21 protein-coding genes are annotated in these 23,866 nt (G+C 71.8%); 10 read left to right on the top strand and 11 right to left on the bottom strand.

What is annotated here, in order from left to right; translation table 11 throughout:
* Positions 1 to 20 precede the first annotated feature (20 nt).
* Positions 21 to 1,001, top strand: coding sequence for an NAD(P)H-quinone oxidoreductase (locus tag ACIRF8_RS24380; RefSeq protein WP_404217612.1), 981 nt, complete (start codon positions 21 to 23; stop codon positions 999 to 1,001).
* Between the two features lie 46 nt (positions 1,002 to 1,047).
* Here the strand turns inward: ACIRF8_RS24380 and ACIRF8_RS24375 are convergent, their stop codons facing one another.
* On the bottom strand, positions 1,048 to 1,476 hold the full coding sequence (locus ACIRF8_RS24375; protein ID WP_404217610.1) for a hypothetical protein: 429 nt from the start codon (positions 1,474 to 1,476) through the stop codon (positions 1,048 to 1,050).
* 141 nt (positions 1,477 to 1,617) lie between these two features.
* Here ACIRF8_RS24375 and ACIRF8_RS24370 point away from each other — a divergent pair, with 141 nt between their 5' ends.
* Positions 1,618 to 2,160, top strand: coding sequence for a bacterial proteasome activator family protein (locus ACIRF8_RS24370; protein ID WP_404217609.1), 543 nt, complete (start codon positions 1,618 to 1,620; stop codon positions 2,158 to 2,160).
* A gap of 59 nt (positions 2,161 to 2,219) precedes the next feature.
* Here ACIRF8_RS24370 and ACIRF8_RS24365 read toward each other — a convergent pair whose 3' ends face one another.
* A complete protein-coding gene (locus ACIRF8_RS24365) occupies positions 2,220 to 3,866 on the bottom strand; it encodes a protein kinase (RefSeq protein ID WP_404217608.1) in 1,647 nt (548 codons plus the stop codon).
* Positions 3,867 to 4,234: 368 nt separating this feature from the next.
* Between ACIRF8_RS24365 and ACIRF8_RS24360 the strand changes: the two genes are divergently transcribed.
* Positions 4,235 to 5,818, top strand: coding sequence for a protein kinase (locus ACIRF8_RS24360; protein WP_404217607.1), 1,584 nt, complete (start codon positions 4,235 to 4,237; stop codon positions 5,816 to 5,818).
* A 60-nt stretch (positions 5,819 to 5,878) separates the two neighbouring features.
* Here the strand turns inward: ACIRF8_RS24360 and ACIRF8_RS24355 are convergent, their stop codons facing one another.
* Both ACIRF8_RS24355 and ACIRF8_RS24350 read right to left on the bottom strand, forming a co-directional pair.
* Complete coding sequence (locus ACIRF8_RS24355) at positions 5,879 to 6,340, bottom strand: pyridoxamine 5'-phosphate oxidase family protein (RefSeq protein WP_404217606.1); 462 nt, start codon at positions 6,338 to 6,340, stop codon at positions 5,879 to 5,881.
* 123 nt (positions 6,341 to 6,463) lie between these two features.
* On the bottom strand, positions 6,464 to 7,126 hold the full coding sequence (locus ACIRF8_RS24350; RefSeq protein WP_404217605.1) for a response regulator: 663 nt from the start codon (positions 7,124 to 7,126) through the stop codon (positions 6,464 to 6,466).
* A gap of 391 nt (positions 7,127 to 7,517) precedes the next feature.
* Here ACIRF8_RS24350 and pdhA point away from each other — a divergent pair, with 391 nt between their 5' ends.
* Genes pdhA through ACIRF8_RS24335 form a run of 3 tightly spaced genes read left to right on the top strand, consistent with a single transcriptional unit; the run spans position 7,518 to position 11,069 of the window.
* Positions 7,518 to 8,714, top strand: a complete 1,197-nt coding sequence (gene pdhA, locus ACIRF8_RS24345) for a pyruvate dehydrogenase (acetyl-transferring) E1 component subunit alpha (protein WP_404217604.1) — start codon at positions 7,518 to 7,520, stop codon at positions 8,712 to 8,714.
* 4 nt (positions 8,715 to 8,718) lie between these two features.
* Positions 8,719 to 9,699: an alpha-ketoacid dehydrogenase subunit beta gene (locus tag ACIRF8_RS24340; protein WP_404217602.1), complete on the top strand. Its 981-nt coding sequence runs from the start codon at positions 8,719 to 8,721 to the stop codon at positions 9,697 to 9,699.
* 14 nt (positions 9,700 to 9,713) lie between these two features.
* Positions 9,714 to 11,069, top strand: a complete 1,356-nt coding sequence (locus ACIRF8_RS24335; protein ID WP_404217601.1) for a dihydrolipoamide acetyltransferase family protein — start codon at positions 9,714 to 9,716, stop codon at positions 11,067 to 11,069.
* Positions 11,070 to 11,144: 75 nt separating this feature from the next.
* On the opposite strand, the gene ACIRF8_RS24330 is transcribed toward ACIRF8_RS24335, so the two are convergent.
* Complete coding sequence (locus ACIRF8_RS24330) at positions 11,145 to 11,981, bottom strand: D-alanyl-D-alanine carboxypeptidase family protein (RefSeq protein ID WP_404218183.1); 837 nt, start codon at positions 11,979 to 11,981, stop codon at positions 11,145 to 11,147.
* Positions 11,982 to 12,188: 207 nt separating this feature from the next.
* On the opposite strand from ACIRF8_RS24330, the gene ACIRF8_RS24325 reads away from it, so the two are divergent.
* Both ACIRF8_RS24325 and ACIRF8_RS24320 read left to right on the top strand, forming a co-directional pair.
* Positions 12,189 to 12,875 (top strand): GntR family transcriptional regulator, encoded by a 687-nt coding sequence (locus tag ACIRF8_RS24325; RefSeq protein ID WP_404217600.1) that lies wholly within the window; start codon positions 12,189 to 12,191, stop codon positions 12,873 to 12,875.
* Positions 12,872 to 14,176 carry a nitrate/nitrite transporter gene (locus ACIRF8_RS24320; protein WP_404217599.1) on the top strand — a complete coding sequence of 435 codons (1,305 nt, stop codon included), beginning with the start codon at positions 12,872 to 12,874 and terminating at the stop codon, positions 14,174 to 14,176. The genes ACIRF8_RS24325 and ACIRF8_RS24320 overlap by 4 nt, the downstream gene beginning before the upstream one ends.
* 51 nt (positions 14,177 to 14,227) lie before the next feature.
* Here ACIRF8_RS24320 and ACIRF8_RS24315 read toward each other — a convergent pair whose 3' ends face one another.
* On the bottom strand, positions 14,228 to 15,052 hold the full coding sequence (locus ACIRF8_RS24315) for a maleylpyruvate isomerase family mycothiol-dependent enzyme (protein WP_404217598.1): 825 nt from the start codon (positions 15,050 to 15,052) through the stop codon (positions 14,228 to 14,230).
* 202 nt (positions 15,053 to 15,254) lie between these two features.
* Here ACIRF8_RS24315 and ACIRF8_RS24310 point away from each other — a divergent pair, with 202 nt between their 5' ends.
* Positions 15,255 to 16,070 (top strand): carbon-nitrogen family hydrolase, encoded by an 816-nt coding sequence (locus ACIRF8_RS24310; protein ID WP_404217597.1) that lies wholly within the window; start codon positions 15,255 to 15,257, stop codon positions 16,068 to 16,070.
* Positions 16,071 to 16,085: 15 nt separating this feature from the next.
* Here ACIRF8_RS24310 and ACIRF8_RS24305 read toward each other — a convergent pair whose 3' ends face one another.
* Positions 16,086 to 16,589 (bottom strand): LURP-one-related/scramblase family protein, encoded by a 504-nt coding sequence (locus ACIRF8_RS24305; protein WP_404217596.1) that lies wholly within the window; start codon positions 16,587 to 16,589, stop codon positions 16,086 to 16,088.
* Positions 16,590 to 16,678: 89 nt separating this feature from the next.
* Between ACIRF8_RS24305 and ACIRF8_RS24300 the strand changes: the two genes are divergently transcribed.
* A complete protein-coding gene (locus tag ACIRF8_RS24300) occupies positions 16,679 to 18,499 on the top strand; it encodes an NHL domain-containing thioredoxin family protein (RefSeq protein ID WP_404217595.1) in 1,821 nt (606 codons plus the stop codon).
* Positions 18,500 to 18,507: 8 nt separating this feature from the next.
* Here ACIRF8_RS24300 and ACIRF8_RS24295 read toward each other — a convergent pair whose 3' ends face one another.
* The 4 genes from ACIRF8_RS24295 to ACIRF8_RS24280 form a co-directional block, all read right to left on the bottom strand.
* Positions 18,508 to 19,227: a DUF4232 domain-containing protein gene (locus ACIRF8_RS24295; RefSeq protein ID WP_404217594.1), complete on the bottom strand. Its 720-nt coding sequence runs from the start codon at positions 19,225 to 19,227 to the stop codon at positions 18,508 to 18,510.
* Positions 19,228 to 19,322: 95 nt separating this feature from the next.
* Positions 19,323 to 22,094, bottom strand: a complete 2,772-nt coding sequence (locus tag ACIRF8_RS24290) for a BTAD domain-containing putative transcriptional regulator (RefSeq protein WP_404217592.1) — start codon at positions 22,092 to 22,094, stop codon at positions 19,323 to 19,325.
* A 126-nt stretch (positions 22,095 to 22,220) separates the two neighbouring features.
* Positions 22,221 to 22,445 (bottom strand): DUF6458 family protein, encoded by a 225-nt coding sequence (locus tag ACIRF8_RS24285; protein ID WP_404217591.1) that lies wholly within the window; start codon positions 22,443 to 22,445, stop codon positions 22,221 to 22,223.
* Between the two features lie 101 nt (positions 22,446 to 22,546).
* Positions 22,547 to 23,854 carry a M18 family aminopeptidase gene (locus ACIRF8_RS24280; RefSeq protein ID WP_404217590.1) on the bottom strand — a complete coding sequence of 436 codons (1,308 nt, stop codon included), beginning with the start codon at positions 23,852 to 23,854 and terminating at the stop codon, positions 22,547 to 22,549.
* Positions 23,855 to 23,866 lie beyond the last annotated feature (12 nt).

Here is a 23,866-nt window from a genome sequence, read left to right as displayed (position 1 = left end):
ACGGGAGTAGCCTCGCGGCCATGTATGCGATCACGATTCCGGAACCCGGTGGACCCGAGGCGCTCGTGTGGGCCGAGGTCCCCGACCCCGTACCCGGCGAGGGCGAGGTGCTGGTGGAGGTGGTCTCCAGCGCCGTCAACCGCGCCGATCTGCTTCAGCGCCAGGGCTTCTACAGCCCGCCGCCCGGCAGCTCCCCCTACCCCGGTCTGGAGTGCGCGGGCCGGATCGTCGAGGTCGGCCCCGGGGTGGCGGGCTGGTCCGTCGGCGACGAGGTGTGCGCGCTGCTCGTGGGCGGCGGGTACGCCGAGAAGGTCGCCGTCCCGGCCGGGCAGCTCCTGCCGGTGCCGGACGGTCTCGACCTGGTCAAGGCCGCCGCGCTGCCCGAGGTGACCTGCACGGTGTGGTCGAACGTCTTCATGATCGCCCACCTGCGTCCGGGCGAGACGTTCCTCGTGCACGGTGGCTCCAGCGGCATCGGCACCATGGCGATCCAGCTCGCGAAGTCGGTCGGCGCGAAGGTCGCCGTCACCGCGGGCTCCAAGGAGAAGCTGGACTTCTGCGCGGATCTCGGCGCGGACATCCTGATCAACTACCGCGAGCAGGACTTCGTCGAGGAGATCAGGTCGGCCACGGGCGGCGCGGGCGCGGACGTCATCCTCGACAACATGGGCGCGAAGTACCTGAACCGCAATGTGGACGCCCTCGCCGTCAACGGCCGCCTCGCCATCATCGGCATGCAGGGCGGCGTCAAGGGCGAGCTGAACATCGGTACGTTGCTCGGCAAGCGCGGCGCGATCACCGCGACCACGCTGCGGGCCCGCCCGCTGGCCGAGAAGGCGGCGGTCGTGGCGGCGGTACGCGAGCACGTGTGGCCGCTGATCGAGGGCGGGCACGTGCGGCCGATCGTGGACCAGGAGCTGCCCATGAGCGACGCCGCGCAGGGCCACCGGGTCCTGGAGGAGAGCGGCCACATCGGCAAGGTCCTGCTCACCCGCCGTTGAGGCCTGTTGCGCAACACGCCCCCGCCCCGCGACCGGCCGGGCCGCCCTACCTGCGCAGTCGCAGCGCCAGGAAGCCGATGCCGAGCCCGGTCAGGAGCAGTCCCGCCCCCAGCGGCACCACGTTGACCAGGGGTTCCGTCTCGTCCGCGACCGCGGTGTCCCGCGCGGCGACGGGCCGCTCGGGGCGAGGGCTCGGCGGCGTGGAGGGCGGGTCGGCCCGCGGGGGCGGCGGGATCCCGGGCTCGTCGAAGGTGGGGGCGGGCAGGGGTCGCCCCGGCGGGGTCCGGCCGACGCCCGCCCGGCTGCCGGCGAGCGCGCCGTGCGGGGACGGCTCGGTGGCGTACGCCGGGGGAAGCGGGGTGAGCGGGCAGAGCAGACAGAGCAGGCCCGGCAGGACGAGAAGGACGAGCAGACCCGCCTTGCTGGGTCCCCGCGCACCCGTCCCCTCCATGCCGGTCCCCTTCCGCTTCCGCATGACGTCCGCCCGGCTCCTTGAGCAATCCTCACATGGCGCAACAAAACGGGCACGCCGGATTTTGGGCGGTCCGACACGGTGGATCACTCCGCAAGGGGGGCACCACCGAGAGGTGACAGTTCCGTGCGAGAGAATGGCGGCATGGAGATGCCGAGGAACGAACGGTCGCCGGAGAACCCCCAGATCCTGGTCGTGGGCCAGGACGGAATGGCTCTCGGCGGCGGCGGAGACGACGATTCCCGCGAGGTCCCGGTGACGGAGATGGTGGAACAGCCTGCCAAGGTGATGCGCATCGGCAGCATGATCAAGCAGCTTCTCGAAGAAGTGCGCGCGGCTCCCCTGGACGAGGCGAGCCGGCAGCGGCTCAAGGAGATCCACGCCAGCTCGGTCAAGGAGCTGGAGGACGGGCTCGCGCCCGAACTCGTCGAGGAGCTGGAGCGGATCTCCCTTCCCTTCACCGACGACACGACCCCGAGCGACGCGGAGTTGCGCATCGCGCAGGCCCAGTTGGTGGGGTGGCTGGAAGGCCTCTTCCACGGGATCCAGACGACGCTGTTCGCCCAGCAGATGGCGGCTCGCGCCCAGTTGGAGCAGATGCGCCGCGCACTGCCGCCGGGTGTCGGCGGCGACGACGAGGACCAGGACCCGAGGACCATGGGCCGCTCGGGCGGACCGTACCTGTAGAAGCCGTACGCGCGGGGGCGGTCATCGTCCCCGCGCGCCGACAGGGGCCTTACGCGCCCTCAAGAGGCCGGGTTGCCCGTGGAGACGCTGAGCTGGATGGTGACCTTCTCGGGGTCGACCTCGGTGCCGGCGGCGGGGAACTGGTCCATGACCGCGCCCTCGCCGTACGTGTTCTCGTCGTAGGGCTTGATGGTCTTCTGCCACCCCGCGGCCCGCAGGCACGCCTTCACCGAGTCGATGTTCTTGAGGTAGAAGTCCGGGATCTTGATCTTGTTCTCGTCGTTGGAGCCGTTGTAGGGCTCCGTGCACTCGTCCGTCTCGATCGTCTTCGTCAGGTCGGGCCCCTTGTGCCCGGCGACCGCGGACGTGGACGGCTTGTCGGTGCCGCCCTTGTCGTCGCCCCCGCCGTTCATCGTCAGGGCCGTGATCAGGCCGCCGACGGCGAGGAGCGCGACGACGGTCGAGGCGATGACCACCGCCTTGTTACGCCGCCCGCCACCCGGGATCGACGTGCTGGTCGTCGACTGCTGCCCGTACGGCGGCGGGGTCTGCCCCTGCTGCGCGTACGGGGACGCGGGCGGCGGGGTCTGGTAGCCGCTCTGGTAGCCGCCCTGCATGTTCTGCTGCGGGTAGCCGTACCCGGCCTGGGGCTGCGGCGTTCCGTACGGGTTCGGCTGGGGGGTCGGCTGGTACGGCGTCTGGACCGGGCCCGGGGCCGGGACCCCGCTCTGGTCGACCGGCGGGAAGACGGCCGAGCCGACGCCCGCGCCGCTGGAGGTCTGGGCGCCCGGCACGATGTTCGGCGCGACGGACGGGGTCCCGGCGAGCGACTGGGCCACGCGCAGGCACTCGTCGCGCATCGCCTCCGCGCTCGGGAAACGCTCGTTCGGGTTCTTGCGCAGCGCGCGGGCCACGAGCGCGTCGATGGCCGGCGGCAGCGACCGGTTGATCGAGGAGGGAGCGACCGGCTCCTCCTGGACGTGCGCGTACGCGATGGCCAGCGGCGAGTCCGCCTCGAAGGGGAGGCGCCCGGTGACCAGTTGGAAGAGCATGATGCCGACCGAGTACAGGTCGGAGCGGGCGTCGACGCCGCGCCCCAGGGCCTGCTCGGGCGACAGGTACTGCGGGGTGCCGACGACCATGCCGGTCTGCGTCATCGACGTGACACCCGACTGCATGGCGCGGGCGATACCGAAGTCCATGACCTTGACGACATTGCGCTTCGTCATCATCACGTTGCCCGGCTTGATGTCGCGGTGCACGAGGCCCATCTCGTGGCTGATCTCCAGCGCGGCCAGCACGTCGGCGGTGATCCGCAGGGCCTTGTCGGAGGGCATGGCACCGTGTCGGCGCACGTCCTGGTCGAGCACCGAGCCGAGGGGGAGCCCCTCGACGTACTCCATGACGATGTACGGGGTGATGATCCCGTCGAGTTCGTCCTCGCCGGAGTCGAAGACCGAGACGATGTTCGTGTGCGTGAGCTTGGCCACGGACATGGCCTCGCGCTGGAAGCGCTGGCGGAACGCGTCCTCCCGCCCGAGTTCCGTGTGCAAAGTCTTGATGGCGACGGCGCGGTCGAGCCGGGTGTCGTGCGCGAGGTGCACGGAGGCCATGCCGCCCTGGCCGAGCAGGTCGCGCAGTTGATACCGCCCGTCCGCCACGGAACGACCCGCGTACCTGCCGCCGGCGCCGCCGTCTTGGCTCATCTTCCACGTCCCCCATAGCGCCCCGCGTCGGCGCGGCCGGTGATCGAATTCAGCTATTCCCGGCCAAGTCTGCCCGAGGCCACGGGCACGTCAAGCGCGATGCCCGATCCGTGACCGTACGGGCGGGAAGCGTCGCGCAAGCGTTACAGGAAAGGGGCATGGAACGGTGGGGAACCGGGTGCGAGAATTGCGCGCACGATTTGCAAGGCCTGCACGGCAACGGGTTTGATGTCCGGTCCATCTCGGAACGGGGTCGCGGCCGAAGCCTGTAGCGTGGCCCGACGGAGACCGTAATTCACCACCGCGCGTACTCCGACGCAGGGTTCCGGCGGCAATGGCGGCACGGACAGAAACGACGGCGAGGACTGATGGCACAGCAGCAGCGCGCTCAGGGCCCGTCCGACCCCGAGGCGACTGGCGGCGGTATGTCAGATGCGCCGGAGATGTGGGGTAACGGCGGGCTCGTCGGGGACGGCCGGTACCGGCTGACCCACAGACTCGGCCGGGGCGGCATGGCCGAGGTGTTCGCAGCGGAGGACGTGCGCCTCGGGCGCACCGTCGCCGTCAAGCTGCTCCGCTCCGACCTCGCCGAGGACCCGGTCTCCAAAGCCCGCTTCACGCGCGAGGCGCAGTCGGTCGCGGGCCTGAACCACCACGCCGTCGTCGCGGTCTACGACTCCGGCGAGGACTACGTGAACGGCTCGACCGTCCCGTACATCGTCATGGAGCTCGTCGAGGGCCGCACCATCCGCGACCTCCTGCTGAACGCGGAGGCACCGGGCCCCGAGCAGGCCCTGATCATCGTCTCCGGTGTCCTGGAGGCGCTCGCCTACTCGCACCAGCACGGCATCGTGCACCGCGACATCAAGCCCGCCAACGTGATCATCACCCACACCGGCGCGGTGAAGGTGATGGACTTCGGCATCGCGCGCGCCCTGCACGGCGCGCAGTCCACGATGACGCAGACCGGCATGGTCATGGGCACGCCCCAGTACCTGTCGCCCGAGCAGGCCCTCGGCAAGGCCGTCGACCATCGCTCCGACCTGTACGCGACCGGCTGCCTGCTCTACGAACTCCTCGCGCTGCGGCCCCCCTTCACCGGTGAGACGCCGCTGTCCGTCGTCTACCAGCACGTCCAGGACATCCCCGTGCCGCCCTCCGAGGTCTCGGACGAGACACCGCCGGAGCTGGACGGCCTCGTCATGCGCTCGCTCGCCAAGGACCCCGACGACCGGTTCCAGACGGCCGAGGAGATGCGCGGCCTGGTCCAGTACGGCCTGTCGATGCTGTACGAGCAGGGCGGCCACACCGGCACCTGGAACACCGGCCCGGTCGACGCGCCCATGCACACGGGCGGCAACACCGCGGCGATGGGCCTGGCCGGTACCACCGCGCTGCCGCACCCGGGGGACAACGGCACGGCGGCGCAGCCGATGCTGCGCCCGCCGGGCGCGGACGACGGCGGCTTCGACGGCCGCGGGAACCGGGGCGGGCGCGGCAGGTTGTGGATCGTCGCGGTGCTCGCCGTCATCGCGATCGCGGTGGGTGTGGCGCTGGCGCTCAACGCGAGCAACGGCAAGGGCGGCGGGGGCGGCACCAAGCAGTCGCCGACCGCGACCCGGTCCGAGAAGACGGACAAGCCGAGCAAGTCGGCCGAGGAGAGCGCGACCGAGAGCGAGACGCAGGACCCGGGCCAGGGCACGGGTGGGCAGGGTGACTACACCCCGTCGTACCAGCCCCCCACCGGCAACCCGACGCCGACGCAGTCGCAGACGAACCAGCCGACGCAGCCGTCCGACGAGCCGACGGACCCGGAGACGCCCACGCAGTCGCAGCCGGAGACGCCGCCCGCGTCGCCCACGCAGACGGACGACGAAGGCGGCGACACCACCGGTGGGGCGACCGACGGCGGCACCGGAGTCGTGGCGGGCACCGACGGCGGCGTCAACTGATCGCACGCCCACGGAAGCGCCCGTGCGGCGCTTTTGGGGCGTCCTGGCTTCCGGGGCGTCCTAGAAGCGCCGCACGCGCGCGTGGGGCGGGTGTCCCGCGGATCCGCCCCGCAGTTCGTGCACGGTCACGAACTGCGGGTCGACGCGCAGGTACACCGGGTCGAAGAGGTCCTCGTCCGCGAAGTGCGGAGCGGGCCCGAAGAGTTCCAGTTCGGCGGTGGTCGGCTCGACCTGGACGCAGGTGCCCACGCACTGCACCGACCACTGCCCGGCGCTCTCGGCGACCGCGGCGGCCGGGCCGCCCAGGTTGTCGGCGCCGTAGGCGACCACGCTGCCTACGCAGGCCACGTGGTAGCCGTAGCCGCGGTGCAGGCGCAGCAGGAGCCGGCCGTCCACCACGATGTGGCGGGCGGCGGCGAGGAAGGGCAGGGCGCGCATGCTGGTCGCCACCCGGCCGTAGGGCACGCGGGCGAGCAGTTCGAAGCCGCGCACGAGGTCCTGCGGCTGCGTCTCGGAGGGCATGCCACCACTGTGCGCCGCCGACCGGGTGCCGCAGAAGGGCCTCCCGCCCCCTGCACGAGGGACGTAGGTCCCTTGCGCACGCGCGCGGGGCGCCCGTTCGGGGCCGGGTGGGGGCCGGGCCGCTCAGGACTGTTTCTGGGCCTGCATGCGGGCCACGTAGGCCGCGGCCTGCGAACGGCGCTCCATGCCGAGCTTGGACAGCAGGCTGGAGACATAGTTCTTGATCGTCTTCTCGGCGAGGTGAAGGCGCTCGCCGATCACGCGGTTGGTCAGGCCCTCCCCGATCAGGTCGAGGATCTTGCGCTCCTGGTCGGTGAGGCCCGCGAGCCGGTCGTCGTCCTTGGCGCGGCCACCGTCGCGCAGCCGCTCCAGGACCCGGGCGGTGGCCACCGGGTCGAGCAGGGACCGGCCTGCCGCCACGTCGCGGACCGCGGTGAGCAGCTCGGTGCCCCGGATCGCCTTCAGCACGTATCCGGAGGCGCCGGCCATGATCGCGTCGAAGAGGGCCTCGTCGTCCGAGAACGAGGTCAGCATCAGGCACCGGATCGACTCGTCCTTGGAGCGGATCTCGCGGCACACCTCGACGCCGCTGCCGTCCGGCAGGCGCACGTCAAGGACGGCGACATCGGGCCTGGTGGCGGGGATCCGGACGAGCGCGTCGGCGGCCGTGCCGGCCTCGCCGACGATCTCGATGTCCTCCTCCATCGCCAGCAGCTCGTGGACGCCGCGGCGCACCACTTCATGGTCGTCGAGGAGAAATACCGTGATTTTTCCGTCTTCGCGCACGGATTCAGTCTCACACACCAGCTCTTCCCGCGCCCCGGGTGACCGGGATAACGTGCCGGTGTTCCGGCCCCCTGCCAGGCTGTGACCCAGGACTCAGACCACGGCTGTGACCTGCGGCGCTTCGTCCTTCGTGCGAGTACTAGGAGATCCAAGCAAGGAAGTACTTGGAAATCCAAGCAAAATCGCAGGTCAGATGGGGTTTCGCAGATGTGTGTCGCACTGGGTAACGTGCTGGGTGAAGGGTGCTTGCCGGAGCACAGGTTCTTTTCGTTCTTTCTAGTCACGCCTGAACCCGGCTCCACCGCACCCACCCCGTGCGTGGACGGATCAGGCGAGCCGAGCCGACTGGCCATCCGGCAATCCCGGGGGCCGGACCGACGGAGGAGCACACGTGACCGTAGACAGTGCTGACAGCACTGCCGCCGCGCAGAAGGCACAGCCGCCGCGCAAGCGGGCCGCCGCGAAGAAGTCCCCGAGGAAAACCGCCCCGGCCCGGCCGGAGCTGGTCCAGTTGCTGACCCCGGAGGGCAAGCGGGTCAGGAACGCGCGGACCGCGGTGTACGACGCGTACGTCGACGGGATCACCGACGACGAGCTGCGCGCCCTGTACCGCGACATGGTCCTCACCCGCCGCTTCGACGCCGAGGCCACCGCCCTCCAGCGCCAGGGCGAGCTGGGTCTGTGGGCGTCGCTGCTCGGCCAGGAGGCCGCCCAGATCGGCTCGGGGCGGGCCACCCGTGAGGACGACTACGTCTTCCCGACCTACCGCGAGCACGGTGTCGCCTGGTGCCGCGGCGTCGACCCGACCAACCTGCTCGGCATGTTCCGCGGTGTGAACCACGGCGGCTGGGACCCCAACAGCAACAACTTCCACCTGTACACCATCGTCATCGGCTCGCAGACGCTGCACGCCACGGGCTACGCGATGGGCGTGGCCAAGGACGGCGCCGACTCCGCGGTCGTCGCCTACTTCGGCGACGGCGCCTCCAGCCAGGGCGACGTCCTGGAGGCCTTCAACTTCGGTGCCGTGTACAACGCGCCGGTGGTGTTCTTCTGCCAGAACAACCAGTGGGCGATCTCCGAGCCGACCGAGCGCCAGATGCGGGTGCCGCTGTACCAGCGCGCGCAGGGCTTCGGCTTCCCCGGCGTCCGGGTGGACGGCAACGACGTGCTCGCCTGCCTCGCCGTGACCCGGTGGGCGCTGGAGCGGGCGCGGAACGGGGAGGGCCCGACCCTGGTCGAGGCGTTCACGTACCGCATGGGCGCGCACACCACCTCCGACGACCCGTCGAAGTACCGGGCCGACGAGGAGCGCGTCGCGTGGGAGGCGAAGGACCCGATCCTTCGCCTGCGCACCTATCTCGAGTCCGAAACCGACACGGACGAGGGATTCTTCGCGGAACTCGACGCCGAGAGCGAGACGTTGGGCAAGCGAGTGCGCGATGTCGTACGGGCCATGCCGGACCCGGGCCACTTGGCGATCTTCGAGAACGTGTACGCGGACGGGCACGCGCTCGTCGACGAGGAGCGCGCGCAGTTCGTCGCCTACCAGGCGTCGTTCGCCGACGAAGCGGCTGGGGAGGCCTGAGGTCATGGCGGTACAGAAACTTCCGATCGCCAAAGCGATCAACGAGTCGCTGCGCACGGCGCTGGAGAACGACCCGAAGGTCCTCGTCATGGGTGAGGACGTCGGCGTGCTCGGCGGTGTCTTCCGGGTCACCGACGGCCTCCTGAAGGACTTCGGTGAGGAGCGGGTCATCGACACCCCGCTCGCCGAGTCAGGCATCGTCGGCACCGCGATCGGCCTGGCGCTGCGCGGCTACCGGCCGATCGTGGAGATCCAGTTCGACGGCTTCGTCTTTCCCGCCTACGACCAGATCGTCACGCAGCTCGCGAAGATGCACGCCCGCGCGCTCGGCAAGATCAAGACGCCGGTCGTCGTCCGTATCCCGTACGGCGGCGGCATCGGCGCGGTCGAGCACCACAGCGAGTCGCCCGAGGCGCTGTTCGCGCATGTGCCGGGGCTGAAGGTGGTCTCGCCGTCGAACGCGTCGGACGCGTACTGGATGCTCCAGCAGGCCATCCAGAGCGACGACCCGGTGATCTTCTTCGAGCCGAAGCGGCGCTACTGGGACAAGGGCGAGGTCGACACGGAGGCCGTCCCCGGCGATCTCCACAAGGCCGTCGTCGCGCGCGAGGGCACCGATCTGACGCTCGCCGCGTACGGGCCGATGGTCAAGGTGTGCCTGGAGGCCGCTGCCGCCGCCGCGGAGGAGGGCAAGTCCCTGGAGGTCCTCGACCTGCGCTCGATCTCCCCGATGGACTTCGACGCCGTACAGAAGTCGGTGGAGAAGACGCGGCGCCTGGTCGTCGCGCACGAGGCGCCGGTCTTCCTCGGGGCCGGGTCCGAGCTGGCCGCGCGGATCACCGAGCGGTGCTTCTACCACCTGGAGGCGCCCGTGCTGCGGGTCGGCGGGTATCACGCGCCGTATCCGCCGGCGCGCCTGGAGGAGGAGTACCTGCCGGGCCTTGACCGGGTGCTCGACGCCGTCGACCGCTCGCTGGCGTACTGAGGAGGCTGAGAGTCATGGCGCGCGAATTCAAGATGCCCGACGTGGGCGAGGGCCTCACCGAGGCCGAGATCCTCAAGTGGTACGTCAAGCCCGGCGACACCGTCGAGGACGGGCAGGTCGTCTGTGAGGTGGAGACGGCGAAGGCGGCCGTCGAGCTGCCGATCCCGTTCGACGGGGTGGTCAAGGAGCTGTTGTTCCCCGAGGGCACGACCGTCGATGTCGGCCAGGTGATCATCTCGGTGGACGTGGCCTCCGACGGACCGGCCGCGCCCGAGCCCGTCGCGGAGACGGCCCCCGAGGTGGCGGCGGAGAGCGCCGAGCCGCAGGGCAGGCAGCCCGTCCTCGTCGGTTACGGCGTCGCCGAGACGTCGACGAAGCGGCGGGTCCGCAAGGGCGCCGAGACCCCGGCGGCCAACGGGACGGCGGCCCCGGCCGTCGAGCAGCGTCCGCTGGCGAAGCCGCCGGTGCGCAAGCTCGCCAAGGATCTCGGCGTGGACCTCACGGCGGTGATCCCGTCGAACCCCGACGGCATCATCACCCGTGCGGACGTGCACGCCGCGGTGGCGCCCGCGCCCGAGGTGCCGGCGCAGGATCCCGCGCAGACCCCCGCACCGGCTTCCCCGGTGGCGGCGACCGTGCCCGCGGCGCCCGCCCCGTCGTACGACGGTGTCCGCGAGACCCGCATCCCGGTCAAGGGCGTCCGCAAGGCGACGGCGCAGGCGATGATCGGCTCCGCGTTCACGGCGCCGCACGTCACGGAGTTCGTGACGGTCGACGTGACGCGCACGATGAAGCTCGTCGAGGAGCTGAAGGCCGACAAGGACATGCAGGGGCTGCGGGTCAATCCGCTGCTGCTGATCTCCAAGGCGCTGCTCGTCGCGATCAAGCGCCATCCCGAGGTGAACGCGGCCTGGGACGAGGCCAATCAGGAGATCGTCCAGAAGCACTACGTGAACCTGGGCATCGCCGCGGCGACCCCGCGCGGGCTCATCGTGCCGAACATCAAGGACGCCCACGCCAAGACGCTGCCCGAACTGGCGTCCGCACTGGGTGAGTTGGTGGCCACGGCGCGCGAGGGCAGGACGTCGCCCGCGGCGATGCAGGGCGGCACGGTCACCATCACCAACGTCGGCGTCTTCGGCGTCGACACCGGCACCCCGATCCTGAACCCCGGGGAGTCGGCGATCCTCGCGGTCGGCGCCATCAAGCCCCAGCCGTGGGTCCACAAGGGCAAGGTGAGGCCGCGTCAGGTGACGACGCTGGCGCTCTCCTTCGACCACCGCCTGGTCGACGGGGAGCTGGGCTCGAAGGTGCTGGCGGACGTGGCGGCGGTCCTGGAGCGCCCGAAGCGTCTGATCACCTGGGCGTAGCGCGCGAGCACGCGAGAGGGGCGCCCCGGAACTCCGGGGCGCCCCTCCTGCGTACGGCCGAACCGCCGCTGGGTGCTACTTCTTGAAGCCGTAGTCCATGAGCTTCTTGGCGTCGGACGTACGGGCGTTGACCGACGTCGACTTCAGGACCGTGCCGATCACCGTCTTGCCGCTGCGCGTCGCCGCGAAGACCAGGCAGTAGCCGGCCTCCGGGCCCGAGCCGGTCTTCACTCCGATGGCGCCGGAGTAGGAGCCGAGCAGGTTGTTGGTGTTGGACCACGACATGTACCGGTAGCCACCGGTCTTCGTCGTGACCTTCTGCTTGGTCGACTTCGTCTTCACGACCGTGCGGAACGTGGAGTTCTTCATCGCCGACGACGCGATCTTGGTGAGATCGCGCGGTGTCGAGTAGTTCTTGCCCTTGCCGATGCCGTCGAACGAGTCGAAGTGGGTGTTCTTCAGACCCAGGTCCGTGGCGGCCTTGTTCATCTTGCCGATGAAGGACTTGACCCGGGCGTCCCGCGTCGAGCCCGAGCCGAACTTGTCCGCGAGCGCGTAGGCCGCGTCGCAGCCCGACGGCAGCATCAGCCCGTAGAGGAGCTGACGCACGGTGACCTTGTCGCCGACGATCAGCCGGGCCGACGAGGCGTTGTTCTTCACTATGTAGTCGCTGTACGCCTTCTGGACAGTGACCTTGGAATCCAGGTTGAGGTTCCTGGTGGCCAGGACCACCTTGGCCGTCATGATCTTGGTGGTGGACCCCGTCGATCTGCGGGTGTCCGCCGCCTTGGTGAACAGGGACTTGCCCGTCCCGTTGTTCATCACGAAGCCACCGGCCGCGGCGATCGTGGGTGTGGCCGGAGCCGTGGTGGCGGCCTGTGCGGAGGTGGTCAGAGCTCCGCTGGTGAGCATGGTTCCCGCGACGAGAACGGCGATGCCCGTTATACGAGTATTCAAGGTGAACGCTCCAAGTGCCCCATATGCACCGCCCCTTGGGCGGGACGCGCACTGTTGAGACACCTGAGGCGGCGGAGTGGTTGCACAACAGACGCATGATTCTTGTGTCCCGCATGGTGGACGTGGCCCGGCTTGCGTACGTGTTGTATCTATGATGTGCGCATGCCCTCGACCCTCGCCGAAAAACGCACCGCGGAGAAACGCGCCACCGAGAAACGCACCCCGGCCGCCGAGCGGGTCTACGACCATGTGAAGCGCGGCGTGCTCGAACGCCGCTACGAGGGCGGGACCTTGCTCACCGAGGGCGAGCTCGCCGAGGCCGTCGGAGTGTCCCGCACACCGGTGCGCGAGGCGCTGCTCAAGCTGGAGGTCGAGGGGCTGCTGCGGCTCTACCCGAAGAAGGGCGCCCTGGTGCTGCCCGTCTCGGCGCAGGAGATCGCGGACGTCGTGGAGACCCGGCTGCTCGTCGAGGAGCACGCCGTGCGCAAGGCCGTCCCGGCGCGGCCCCGGCTCCTGGACCGCCTGGAGGAGCTGCTCGACACCCAGCGCGAGCAGGCCGCCGCGGGCCGGTTCGCCGACGCCGCCGCGACCGACCGCTGCTTCCACGCGGAGATCGTCCGCAGCGGCGGCAACGAGATCCTGTCCCGCCTCTACGACCAGATGCGCGACCGGCAACTGAGGATGGGCGTCGCCGTGATGCACTCCCACCCCGACCGCATCGCCAAGACCCTCGCCGAGCACGGCGAACTCCTCGACGCGCTGCGCGCGGGCGACGTGGAGGCGGCGGTCGCCGTGGTGAAGCGGCACGTCGGCTGGTTCCAGAACCTGGCACGGGGAGACGTGCGATGAGCGCCGACGCCTCCTCCCTGCCCGGAGATCCGCCCGGTGGCCGCCGGGCGATCGCGGTGTGGGGCATCGGCGTCGCCGTCTACTTCGTCGCCGTCATCTTCCGTACGTCGCTCGGCGTGGCGGGGCTCGACGCCGTCGAGCGGTTCCACATCAACGCGTCCGCGCTCTCCACCTTCTCCATCCTCCAACTGCTCGTCTACGCGGGCATGCAGATACCCGTCGGCCTGATGGTCGACCGGCTCGGCACGAAGAAGGTGCTGACGTTCGGCGTGGTCCTGTTCACGGTCGGACAGCTCGGCTTCGCCTTCTCGTCCTCGTACGGCATGGCGCTCGCCTCGCGCGCGCTGCTCGGCTGCGGCGACGCCATGACCTTCATCAGCGTGCTGCGGCTCGGTACGCGCTGGTTCCCGGCGCGGCGCGGGCCGCTGGTCGCGCAGCTCGCCGGGCTCGTCGGCATGGCGGGCAACCTGGTCTCCACGCTGGTCATCGCGCGGCTGCTGCACGGCATCGGCTGGGAGGCGGCGTTCGCGGGCAGCGCGCTCGCGGGGGTCGTCGTCCTGGTGCTGATGACGCTGTTCCTCAAGGACCACCCCGAGGGGTTCGAGCCGCCGCCGACCCCGACCTCGCACAAGGGCGCCGCCTTCGTGCGCGGGCAGATCGCGGCGGCCTGGCGGGAGCCGGGGACGCGGCTCGGCCTGTGGGTGCACTTCACGACGCAGTTCCCGGCGATGGTGTTCCTGCTGCTGTGGGGGCTGCCGTTCCTCGTCGAGGCGCAGGGACTCTCGCGCGGCACCGCGGGCGAACTGCTGACGCTCGTGGTGCTCGCCAACATGGTGGTGGGGCTCGTCTACGGGCAGATCGTGGCCCGGCACCACACGGCGCGGCTGCCGCTCGCGCTGGGCACGGTCGGGATGACGGCCCTGGTGTGGGCGGCGCCGATCGCCTGGCCCGGACGGGCGCCGATGTGGCTGCTCGTGGTGATGTGCGTGGTGCTCGGGGCGTGCGGGCCCGCATCCATGATCGGGTTCGACTTCGCGCGTCCGGCGAATCCGCCGGAGCGGCAGGGGACCGGGTCGGGAATCGTCAACATGGGCGGTTTCGTGGCCTCGATGACGACGCTGCTCGCGGTGGGTGTGCTGCTCGACGCCACCGGTGACAACTACCGCGTGGCGTTCGCGGCGGTGTACGTGTTGCAGGCGCTCGGGGTCGGGCAGATCCTGCGCCTGCGCAAGCGGGCGGCTCGCGCCGAGCGGGAGCGGCTCGTCGCCTCCCGGGTCACGTCCGTGCACGTCCCCGCCTGAGCGGGTGGGTGGTGCGCCGGGCCGTGGCGGGCGGGCCCGGCGCCCGGCGCGCTACGGCGTGATGCTCAGGGCCGCCACGATCGCCGAGGCCAGGGCGGGGTCGCCGTCCTTCTTCACGCGGTCCGCGACCGCCTCCGGTGTGACGCGCCCGCAGGACAGGCGCACGTACGTCTCCCAGTCCAGGGCCAGGGTCACCGCCGGGCCGAGGGAGGGGGCGCCGTCGATCGTGCCCTTGCCGTCCGCGTCGACGCGGACGGTGCGCAGGAACTCGACGGGGCCGTGCACGTCGATGACGATCGCCGAGTTCGGCGGGGCGCCCGCGTCCTTGGCGACGATCTTGGGCAGGGCGGCGAGGAGCAGGTCACGGGTGACGTGGGCGCCCGGCGAGTCGAGGTTGCCCGGCTTGCCGAGGGCCCAGCGCAGGTCCTGCTCGTGCACCCAGATGTCGAACGCCCGCCTGCGCATGGCGAATTCGAGGGTCTCCTCCACGGAGCGCGGGCCGCGCACCATGGTCTGGGGGTCGCGGCTCTCGTTGCGGAGCTGACGCGAGCGGCGGATGATCGTGTACTCCAGCTCCGCGACCATCTCCGGCGCCGTGTGGTGGCGGCGGACGTCGACCTGGACCTCGTGGTAGCGCTGCGTCTCGGTCCGGACGTGGTAGAGGTCGCGCGGCAGGGTGTGGATGGGGCGCGGGTCGCCGAGCATCTCGCAGTCCTGCCCGATGACGTGGGAGACGATGTCCCGTACCGACCAGCCGGGGCAGGGCGTCGCCCGGTTCCACTCACCCTCCACGAGCGGTGTGACCAGCTCCGATATCGCTTCCACGGAGTGGGTCCAGGCGTCGGCGTAGGACTGAAGGCTGGGGTGGAGACTCACGGAAAGGGACCCCTTGAGCGGTGTCGTACACGGGCGGTGAGGTAGGCGGCGGCGCGGGCGGTGGGTGGATCGGGTCGCGTCGGTGGGGGTCCGGGGGCTCCCCCGGACTGGCACAGTACGCTGCCCGTAGGCACCCATGCAGTGCTTTCGTGTGACGATCGTAGGCCCGGGTTGACGGCTTCCATGCCAGGACGGTGGTAGTGTGCGCGCCTCCCTCATCCAGATCGCGGTAAACGCCGACGAAGGCGACAAAGCAGCCGAATCGGTCAACGAGCGCCGTGGGCGCGTCAGTTCACTGGTACGGGAGGAGTCCGGCCGCGCCGACCTGGTCGTGCTGCCCGAGCTGTGGACGACCGGCGCCTTCGCCTACGACCTGTTCGCGGAGGAGGCCGAACCGCTGGAGGGGCCCACCTTCGCGGCGATGTCCAAGGCGGCGAGCGACGCGGGCGTGTGGCTGCACGCCGGTTCGATCCCCGAGCGGGACCCCGAGGGCCCCCTCTACAACACCGCGCTGATCTTCTCCCCCGACGGGGAACTCGCCGCCGCCTACCGCAAGATCCACCGCTTCGGCTTCGACAAGGGCGAGGCCGTGCTGATGAGCGCGGGCGAGGAGCTGGTGACCGTCCCGCTGCCGGAGACCGTCCTCGGCGTCAGCACCTGCTACGACCTGCGCTTCCCCGAGCTGTACCGCGGGCTCGTGGACCGCGGCGCCGAGACCCTGCTCGTCTCCGCCGGCTGGCCCGAGCGGCGCCGCGCCCACTGGACGCTGCTCGCGCAGGCACGGGCCGTCGAGAACCAGGCGTACGTGCTGGCCTGCGCGGGCGCCGGGACCCACGCGGGCGTCCCCCAGGCGGGGCACAGCATCGTGGTCGATCCGTGGGGCGAGGTGCTGGCGCAGGCGGGGGCCGGGGAAGAGGTGCTGCGGGTGGAGTTCGACCCCGCCCGCGTCGCGACGACCCGGGAGCAGTTCCCGGCACTGAAGGACCGGCTCCTGGGACTCGCCCCGCCCCGGCGCTGACCGTGCGGGGGCGCCTCAGTCGGCGTCCCCGTCGCCTCCCTCCTTCTCCGCGAGGTGGATGACGCACACCGCGACCGCGATGATCAGGGCCGGATCGGCGTCCTCACGGACCACGTTCACGCCGTACGTGTCGCGCACGCGCAGCCAGCGGCGGGAGATCTCGGCGAGGAGTTCACCCTCGTACTCGACGGCGAACTCCCGGTCCAGGATCTTGCCGCTGACGTCGAGTTCGGTGCCGTCGACCAGCTCCACGCGGTAGTGGTTGCGCAGCAGCGACAGCCGTTTGTGCTTGACCGTGGCGAGTTGTTCGTCCCCGCGCTCGATGACCATGGTGTCGCGCAGGGCGAGCATCTTCTTGTGGAAGTCGATGAGGACACGGCCGTCGGGGCCCTTCAACTGAAAGGTGTCCCGCAGCCGCATCGCCTTCCCGTCGACAAGGAACGCCTTGTTCCCGTTCTCGTCCTCGATCCAGTAGTCCTCGCCGATGGCGAAGATCCGTTCTCTGACTTCGTAGCGCATACGTGGATGAGTGCCCGCGCCCGGGCGCCCGGACGCCTTTCGGAGAACACCCGGGGCTGCTCGGGTGACGCGCGTGGCACCCTTGAAACATGAACGACTCCGCTCCCGCAGCGCCCCGCCGTGCCCGTGTCCGTGCCCCCGAGCTGATCGGCAAAGGCGGCTGGCTGAATACGGGAGGCAAGGAATACACCCTTGCCGACCTGCGTGGACGCATTGTCGTACTGGACTTCTGGACCTTTTGTTGCATCAACTGCCTCCATGTCCTCGACGAGCTGCGGGAGCTGGAGGAGAAGCACCGGGACACGCTCGTGATCATCGGCGTGCACTCGCCGAAGTTCGTGCACGAGGCCGAGCACGCCGCGGTCGTAGACGCCGTCGAGCGGTACGGCGTGGAGCACCCCGTGCTGGACGACCCCGAGCTCGCCACCTGGAAGCAGTACGCGGTGCGGGCCTGGCCGACGCTGGTCGTGATCGACCCGGAGGGGTACGTCGTCGCGCAGCACGCCGGGGAGGGGCACGCGCACGCCATCGCCGCGCTCGTCGCGGAGCTGGAGGCCGAGCACGAGGCCAAGGGCACGCTGCACCGCGGCGAGGGCCCCTATGTCGCGCCCGAGCCGGTCGCGACGGACTTGCGTTTCCCGGGCAAGGCGATCCTGCTGCCGTCGGGGAACTTCCTGGTCAGCGACACCACCCGCCATCAGCTCGTGGAGCTGGCGGCCGACGGGGAGAGCGTCGTGCGGCGCATCGGGAGCGGGGAGCGCGGCTTCGGCCCGGACTCCTTCAACGAACCGCAGGGCCTCGCGCTGCTCGACGAGCGGACGGTCGTCGTCGCCGACACCGTGAACCACGCGCTGCGCGCGGTGGACCTGGCGAGCGGCACGATCAGCACGCTCGCGGGCACCGGCCGGCAGTGGTGGCAGGCGACGGCGAACAGCGGTCCCTCGCTCGAGGTCGACCTGTCGTCGCCGTGGGACGTGGCCGTCTTCGGCGGCAAGGTGTGGATCGCCATGGCCGGTGTCCACCAACTGTGGACGTACGACCCGGCGGCGAGGACGGTCGAGGTCGCGGCCGGGACGACGAACGAGGGGCTGGTCGACGGGCCCGGGCCCGAGGCGTGGTTCGCGCAGCCCTCGGGGCTCGCCGCTACCGAGGAGCGTCTGTGGGTCGCCGACGCGGAGACGAGCTCGCTGCGCTACGTCGATCCGGACGGGGGCGTCCACACGGCCGTCGGCACCGGCCTGTTCGACTTCGGGCACCGGGACGGCGACGCCGGACAGGCCCTGTTCCAGCACCCGTTGGGCGTGACCGCGCTGCCGGACGGCTCGGTCGCGGTCTGCGACACGTACAACCACGCCCTGCGCCGCTTCGACCCCGCGACCGGGCAGGTGACGACGCTGGCGACGGATCTGCGGGAGCCCAGCGACGCCGTGCTCGTGGGCGAGGACATCGTGGTCGTCGAGTCGGCACGGCACCGGCTGACCCGGCTGCGGCTGCCCGAGGAGGCCGTACGCGTCGAGTCGGTGGCCCACCGCACGCGGCGCGCCGCCACCGAGGTGGCGGGCGGCACGCTGGCGTTGGACGTCATCTTCCAGGCGCCGGCCGGGCAGAAGCTCGACACCCGGTACGGCCCCTCGACCCGCCTCCTGGTCTCCGCGACGCCGCCCGAGCTGCTGGTGTCCGGCGACGGCGCGGGCACCGACCTGGCCCGCGAGCTGGTGCTGAACCCCGAGGTCACCGAGGGCGTCCTGCACGTGTCGGCGATGGCCGCGTCCTGCGACGACGCGGCCGAGGAGGAGTACCCGGCGTGCCACGTCCACCAGCAGGACTGGGGCGTGCCGGTCCGCGTCGCCGAGGGCGGGGCGGACCGGCTGCCGCTGGTGCTCGCCGGGATGGACGAGCAGCAGGTCTGACGCGCGGGTCAGTAGTCGTAGGGCTTGCGGGTGTTCCAGGAGAGCACCTCGATGCCGTCGGCCTGCTTGGCCGCGTACTCGACCTCGCCCGGCGTCTTCAGGGTGACGAAGGCGCCGGAGGCGTCGGCGTCGTTCATGACCAGGGAGAGCCGGATCGACGTGAAGTAGTCGTCCTCGGCCTTGATGTCCTGGTAGACGGGGAGCGCGGAGTACACCGCGGCGCCGGGGCGCACCAGCAGCGGCTGCGCGGGCTGCTGGTCGTCCTTGGCGAGGGGGACGTCGCCGTTGGCGTCGCCGGGGGTGACGACCGGGAACTTCTGCACGGTGCAGGCGCTGCCGGACTTGTTGACCGCGGTGATCAGCAGGTGGTCGCCCTGCTGCTCCGGGTTCTTGCGCTGAAGGGTGTAGCCGAGCGACGTCACCTTGCATTCGGGCGCCGACCTGGTGGCGGACGCGCCGGTGGCGCCCTTCGCGGCGGAGCCGCTCTTCGCGGCCTCGGCCTTGGACGCGCCGCCCGCCCGCGTGCCGGTGGTCGCCTTCGCGTCGGCGTCGGTGGCGGTCCCGGCGTCGGTGCCGGTGCCGGTGACCTGGGGGGCGCTCTTGCCCGCCGGCGCGGCGGCCCCTTCGTCCTTGGTGCCGCTCTCGCCGCCGGAGCAGGCGGTCAGGGTGAGGCCGAGCGCCATGGCGGCGGTGGCGAGGACGGTCGTACGGGCGATGGTGCGGGTCATGGTGGTGTTCCCCCGGTTCCGTGCGGCCGCCTGGTCCGGTGGGCCGCTGTGGTTCCTACCGTGCCCGTCGTGGTCGCCGTCCGGTCGCCCTCGCGTTAGCGCCCCGTCGCCGTTTGGCTGTCGACCCGGGTGAGCTGGGCTTTCGCCCCGCGTACGCCCTCGTCGAAGCCGTGGCGCACCGCGTCCTCGTGGGCCCGGCGCAGGCAGGCGCGGGCTTCCTCGGCGCGGTCGAGGGCGAGCAGCGCGGCGCCGCGCGAGATCCGCAGCAGCGTCTGGCGCAGCGGCGCGAGTCCTTCGCCACCGGCCCCGGGCAGGGTCAGCCCGCGCTCCGTGCAGTCCAGGACGGCCGGGTGGTCGTCGAGGGCGAGCAGGCGGCGGGCCCGGTGTTCGAGGGCGAGCAGTTCGGTGAGTACGTCGCCTGCCGCGCGGGCCAGTTCGGCGGCGCGGGCCAGATGGGCGAGGGGTTCGGGGCCTGCGGCGCCGGCGCGGTCCAGGGCGACGGCGAGGTTGATCAGCGCCGTGGCCTCGCTGGAGGGGTCGCCCGCACGGGCCGCCAGTGCGGGGGCGCGCTCCAGGTGCTCCAGGGCCTCGTCGAGGCGCCCTTCCTCGGTGAGGACCCAGCCGCACAGGGCGCGCACCCGCGCCTCGGCGTCCGGGTCGTCGAGGCGGACGGCCGCGGTCAGGCCCGTTTCGAGGAGCGGCATCCAGTCGTCGCGTACGTATCCGACGATGGACGGCCACTGGAGGACGACGAGCCGCCAGGCCCGGTCGTCGAGGCCGGCGGCGAAGGCGGCTCCGGCGGCGGCGGTCAGGTTCTCGCGCTGCCCGGCGAACCAGGCGAGCGCGCTCGCCCGGTCGGGCAGCGGCGGCCCGCCCCGGTCGGTGCGCGCGTCCGGGGGCGGCGCGCAGCAGGGCCGGTCGTCGGGTTCGGCGACGGCGGCGGCGCGCAGCGTGGTGCGGACGTAGTGGTCGAGGAGGCGGACGAGGGGTTCGCCGGGGGGTTCGGCCGTCCCGCTCCCGGGGGCGGGCGCGGGGAGGCGGAGGTGGTCGCGGGCGGGCCCGCGCGCGTACAGGCGGACCAGATCGTGCATCCCGTACCGGCCGGGGGTCCGCTCGGTGACGAGGTGGGCGGCGGCGAGGCGGTCCAGGGCGGTGGCGGCGTCGGCCGGGGTGGTGGCGGTGAGGGCGGCGGCCGCGTAGCGGTCGAGGTCGGGTCCTGGGAGGTCGCCGAGGTGGTGGAAGAGCAGCCGGGCGTCGGCGGGCAGGGCGAGGAGGGTGAGCCGCAGGGCGGCGGCGACCCCGGTGTCGTCGACGTCGAGGAGGGCCAGGCGGCGCTGTTCGTCGGCCAGCTCCTCGGCGAGCGGGGCGAGCGGCCACTGCGGGCGGGCGTTGATGCGGGCCGCCACGACGCGCAGCGCCAGCGGCAGGCCCGCGCAGAGGTCGGCGAGGCGGGCGGCGGCGGCGGGTTCGGCGGCGAGGCGGTCCTCGGCGCCGGCGCCGGTGGCGGCGGCGAGCAGCGTGGCGGAGGCGGGGCCGTCGAGGACGCCGATGTCGACGGTGCGGGCGAGTTCGCTGACCGCGAGTCCGTCGAGCCGCAGCCGTGAGGTGACGAGCACGGCGCTGCCCGGGCCCGCCGGGAGGAGCGGGCGGACCTGGGCCGCGGTGCGGGCGTTGTCGAGTACGACGAGGGGGCGGCGGTTCTCGGTGCGCCTGCGGTAGGCGGCGGCCAGCGCGCCCGGGGTGTCGGGGAGGTCACGCGGCGGGGTGCCGAGGGCGATCAGGAACTCGCGCAGCACGTCGGCCGTCTCCGGGCAGGCGTCACCGGTGCCGGTGCCCTCGTCGCTGAAGCCGTGCAGATCGGCGAAGAGGACGCCGTCGTAGCGCTCGCGGGCGGTGTGCGCCCAGTGCAGTGCGACCGCGGACTTGCCGACGCCCGCGGGGCCCGTGATGACGACGACGGCGTGCTCGCGGCGGGCGGTCGCGGTGATCGCGGCCAGTTCCCGGTCGCGGCCGACGAAGCCGCGCGGCGCGCGGGGCAGCAGGTCGGGCCCGTCGGCGGCGGGTGCGGGCTCGGGCTCGGGCGTGGGCGCGGGCTCGGGTTCCGGCGCGGCGGCGGCCGGTCGGTCCTGGCCGCCCGCCAGGATCTCCGCGTACGCCTCGCGCAGCGCGGAGCCGGGGTCGACGCCGAGTTCCTCGGCGAGCTGGGTGCGGGTGCGGTGGTACTGGTCGATGGCGTCGGACTGGCGCCCCGAGCGGAACAGTGCCCGCATCAGGGCCGCTGCCAGCGACTCCCGCATCGGGTGGGCGACGGCTTCGGCGTGCAGCAGTGAGGCGGCGCGGGCGTGGTCGCCGAACTCTCCGTAGGTGCGGGCCAGTTGCTCGACCGCCGAGATCCTGTCCTCTTCCAGGCCGTCCGCGGCGACCCGTAGCGGGCCGCCGGAGGCGACGCCGACCAGCGCCGGGCCGCGCCACAGGGCGAGTGCCTCGCGCAGGAGGGCCGCCGCGTCGTCGGGTCGGCGCTGGTCGTGGGCGAGCCGGACCAGCTCCTCGAAGCGGTGGGCGTCCAGGAGCGACTCGGGCATCTCCAGGACGTAGGCGTCGCCGCGCGTCACGAGCCGGACGCCCCACACGTCGGCGCCGCCCTGCGCGAGCAGCGCCCGCAGCCGCGACACGTGCCCCTGGGCCACGGTCCTGGCGCGCGCGGGCGGGCCCTCGGGCCACAGGGCGTCGATCAGTTGGTCGAGCGGCACCGCGGTGTTGGGGCGCAGCAGCAGCGCCGCGAGCAGGCTGCGCCGCTTGGCCGGACCGAGCGGGAGCTCCCCGCTCTCCGTGGCCACGGCGACCGCGCCGAGCAGCCGGAACTCCACGACAGTGCTCCCCCCATATGCCCCGATAACCGATGAGAACTGGTCCTGGATCAGGGTACGTGGAGGCAGCTACTGGTGAGTACGCAATGCGGGTGCCCGGGACGGCCGGGGCTCGCGGAACACGCCTCAGATGCGCGGTCCGCGCTCGTCGTCGACGACGGTCGTCTGGGCCGGGGGCACGACGACGCCCCTGCGCCGTCCGACACTGCGGAACACGAAGAGCCCGATCAGGCCGACGATCATCAGGATCCAGCCGACGAGGTCGAGGTTGACTCCCTTCATGTGCCAGTCGGTCGCGAAAGCAAGGATCGCCCCCACGGCGACCAGGATGATGCAACCTCCCATGCTCATGAGGTTCGCCTCCCCAACGGTTGTGTGACGTACGGGTAGTTGAGGCCTCCGGGTACCCGGAGGCCTCGTCGTCACACGGCCCGGCGCGAACCGGCCGGAACTCAGCCCTCCAGGAACGCGGTCAGCGCGTTGGCCAGCAGGAACGGATCGTCGGCGCCGCACAGTTCACGCGCGCTGTGCATCGACAGGATCGCCGCGCCGATGTCGACGGTCTTGATGCCGTGCCGGGCCGCGGTGATCGGGCCGATCGTGGTGCCGCAGGGCATCGCGTTGTTGGAGACGAACGACTGGAACGGCACGCCCGCCTTCTCGCAGGCCGCCGCGAACACGGCCCGGCCGCTGCCGTCGGTGGCGTAGCGGTTGTTGACGTTGACCTTGAGGATCGGGCCGCCGTTGGCGCGCGGGTGATGGGTGGGGTCGTGGCGCTCGCCGTAGTTGGGGTGCACGGCGTGCCCGGTGTCCGACGAGAGGCACACCGTCCCGGCGAAGGCCCGTGCCCGGTCCTCGTAGGAGCCGCCGCGCGCGAGGACCGAACGCTCCAGGACGCTGCCGAGCAGCGGGCCGTCGGCGCCGGTGTCGGACTGCGACCCGTTCTCCTCGTGGTCGAAGGCGGCGAGCACCGGGATGTACGGGAGCGAGCCGCTCTCGGCGCGGCTGCTCACCTCGGCGAGCGCGGCCGTCCCGGCGTGCACGGACAGCAGGTTGTCCATGCGCGGGCCGGCCAGGAGGTCCTTGTCGCGGCCCAGGTAGGCCGGCGGTTCGACGGAGTACGTCATCAGGTCCCAGCCGGTGACGGAGCGGCGCTCCAGGCCGTACTCGTCCTCGACGAAGCCCAGCAGATCGCCCTCGTGCACATCGTCGCCCAGGCCCCAGATCGGCTGCATGTGCCGCTGCTTGTCGAGCTTGAGGCCCTCGGAGGTGACGGAGCGGTCCAGGTGGATGGCGAGCTGCGGGACGCGCAGCAGGGGCCGGTCGATGTCGATGAGCCGCTCGGTGCCGTCGCGCAGCGAGACGCGTCCGGCGAGGCCGAGGTCCCGGTCGAGCCAGGAGTTGAGGAGCGGGCCGCCGTAGACCTCCACGGCCACCTGGCGCCAGCCGCTGTTGCCCATGTCGGGCCGCGGCTTCACGCGCAGGTTGGGGGAGTCGGTGTGCGCGCCGACGATGCGGAAGGGGGTGTGCGGCTGCGCTCCGCCCGGCACGTACCAGGCGATGACGGCGCCGCCGCGCGTCACGAACTTGCCCCCGGTGGTGCCGTCCCAGGCGTCGACCTCCGCGACCTGCTTGAACCCGGCCTCCTCCAGCCGCGCGGCGACGGTCGCCACGGCGTGGTACGGCGTCGGGCTCGCCGCGAGGAAGGACATCAGGTCGTCGGTGTGCCCACGATCGAAGGGGCCGGAGGGAGAGCGCATGCGGTCAGGGTA

Origin of the sequence: Streptomyces sp. NPDC102406 (genome assembly GCF_044765725.1) — a bacterium.
Classification (GTDB): Bacteria; Actinomycetota; Actinomycetes; order Streptomycetales; family Streptomycetaceae; genus Streptomyces.
Note: the sequence above shows the minus strand (reverse complement) of the source record. Positions and strands in the feature narration are given on the sequence as shown.

What these genes read in the sequence shown, in the direction of transcription:
- ACIRF8_RS24325 (WP_404217600.1), top strand. Translation starts at nt 12,189, where the DNA reads ATGCCCTCGACCCTCGCCGAAAAACGCACCGCGGAGAAACGCGCCACC.
- ACIRF8_RS24355 (WP_404217606.1), bottom strand. Translation starts at nt 6,340, where the DNA reads ATGCCCTCCGAGACGCAGCCGCAGGACCTCGTGCGCGGCTTCGAACTG.
- ACIRF8_RS24375 (WP_404217610.1), bottom strand. Translation starts at nt 1,476, where the DNA reads ATGCGGAAGCGGAAGGGGACCGGCATGGAGGGGACGGGTGCGCGGGGA.
- ACIRF8_RS24370 (WP_404217609.1), top strand. Translation starts at nt 1,618, where the DNA reads ATGGAGATGCCGAGGAACGAACGGTCGCCGGAGAACCCCCAGATCCTG.
- ACIRF8_RS24365 (WP_404217608.1), bottom strand. Translation starts at nt 3,866, where the DNA reads ATGAGCCAAGACGGCGGCGCCGGCGGCAGGTACGCGGGTCGTTCCGTG.
- ACIRF8_RS24340 (WP_404217602.1), top strand. Translation starts at nt 8,719, where the DNA reads ATGGCGGTACAGAAACTTCCGATCGCCAAAGCGATCAACGAGTCGCTG.
- ACIRF8_RS24320 (WP_404217599.1), top strand. Translation starts at nt 12,872, where the DNA reads ATGAGCGCCGACGCCTCCTCCCTGCCCGGAGATCCGCCCGGTGGCCGC.
- ACIRF8_RS24300 (WP_404217595.1), top strand. Translation starts at nt 16,679, where the DNA reads ATGAACGACTCCGCTCCCGCAGCGCCCCGCCGTGCCCGTGTCCGTGCC.
- ACIRF8_RS24305 (WP_404217596.1), bottom strand. Translation starts at nt 16,589, where the DNA reads ATGCGCTACGAAGTCAGAGAACGGATCTTCGCCATCGGCGAGGACTAC.
- ACIRF8_RS24295 (WP_404217594.1), bottom strand. Translation starts at nt 19,227, where the DNA reads ATGACCCGCACCATCGCCCGTACGACCGTCCTCGCCACCGCCGCCATG.
- ACIRF8_RS24380 (WP_404217612.1), top strand. Translation starts at nt 21, where the DNA reads ATGTATGCGATCACGATTCCGGAACCCGGTGGACCCGAGGCGCTCGTG.
- ACIRF8_RS24280 (WP_404217590.1), bottom strand. Translation starts at nt 23,854, where the DNA reads ATGCGCTCTCCCTCCGGCCCCTTCGATCGTGGGCACACCGACGACCTG.
- ACIRF8_RS24285 (WP_404217591.1), bottom strand. Translation starts at nt 22,445, where the DNA reads ATGAGCATGGGAGGTTGCATCATCCTGGTCGCCGTGGGGGCGATCCTT.
- ACIRF8_RS24360 (WP_404217607.1), top strand. Translation starts at nt 4,235, where the DNA reads ATGGCACAGCAGCAGCGCGCTCAGGGCCCGTCCGACCCCGAGGCGACT.
- ACIRF8_RS24335 (WP_404217601.1), top strand. Translation starts at nt 9,714, where the DNA reads ATGGCGCGCGAATTCAAGATGCCCGACGTGGGCGAGGGCCTCACCGAG.
- ACIRF8_RS24330 (WP_404218183.1), bottom strand. Translation starts at nt 11,981, where the DNA reads ATGCTCACCAGCGGAGCTCTGACCACCTCCGCACAGGCCGCCACCACG.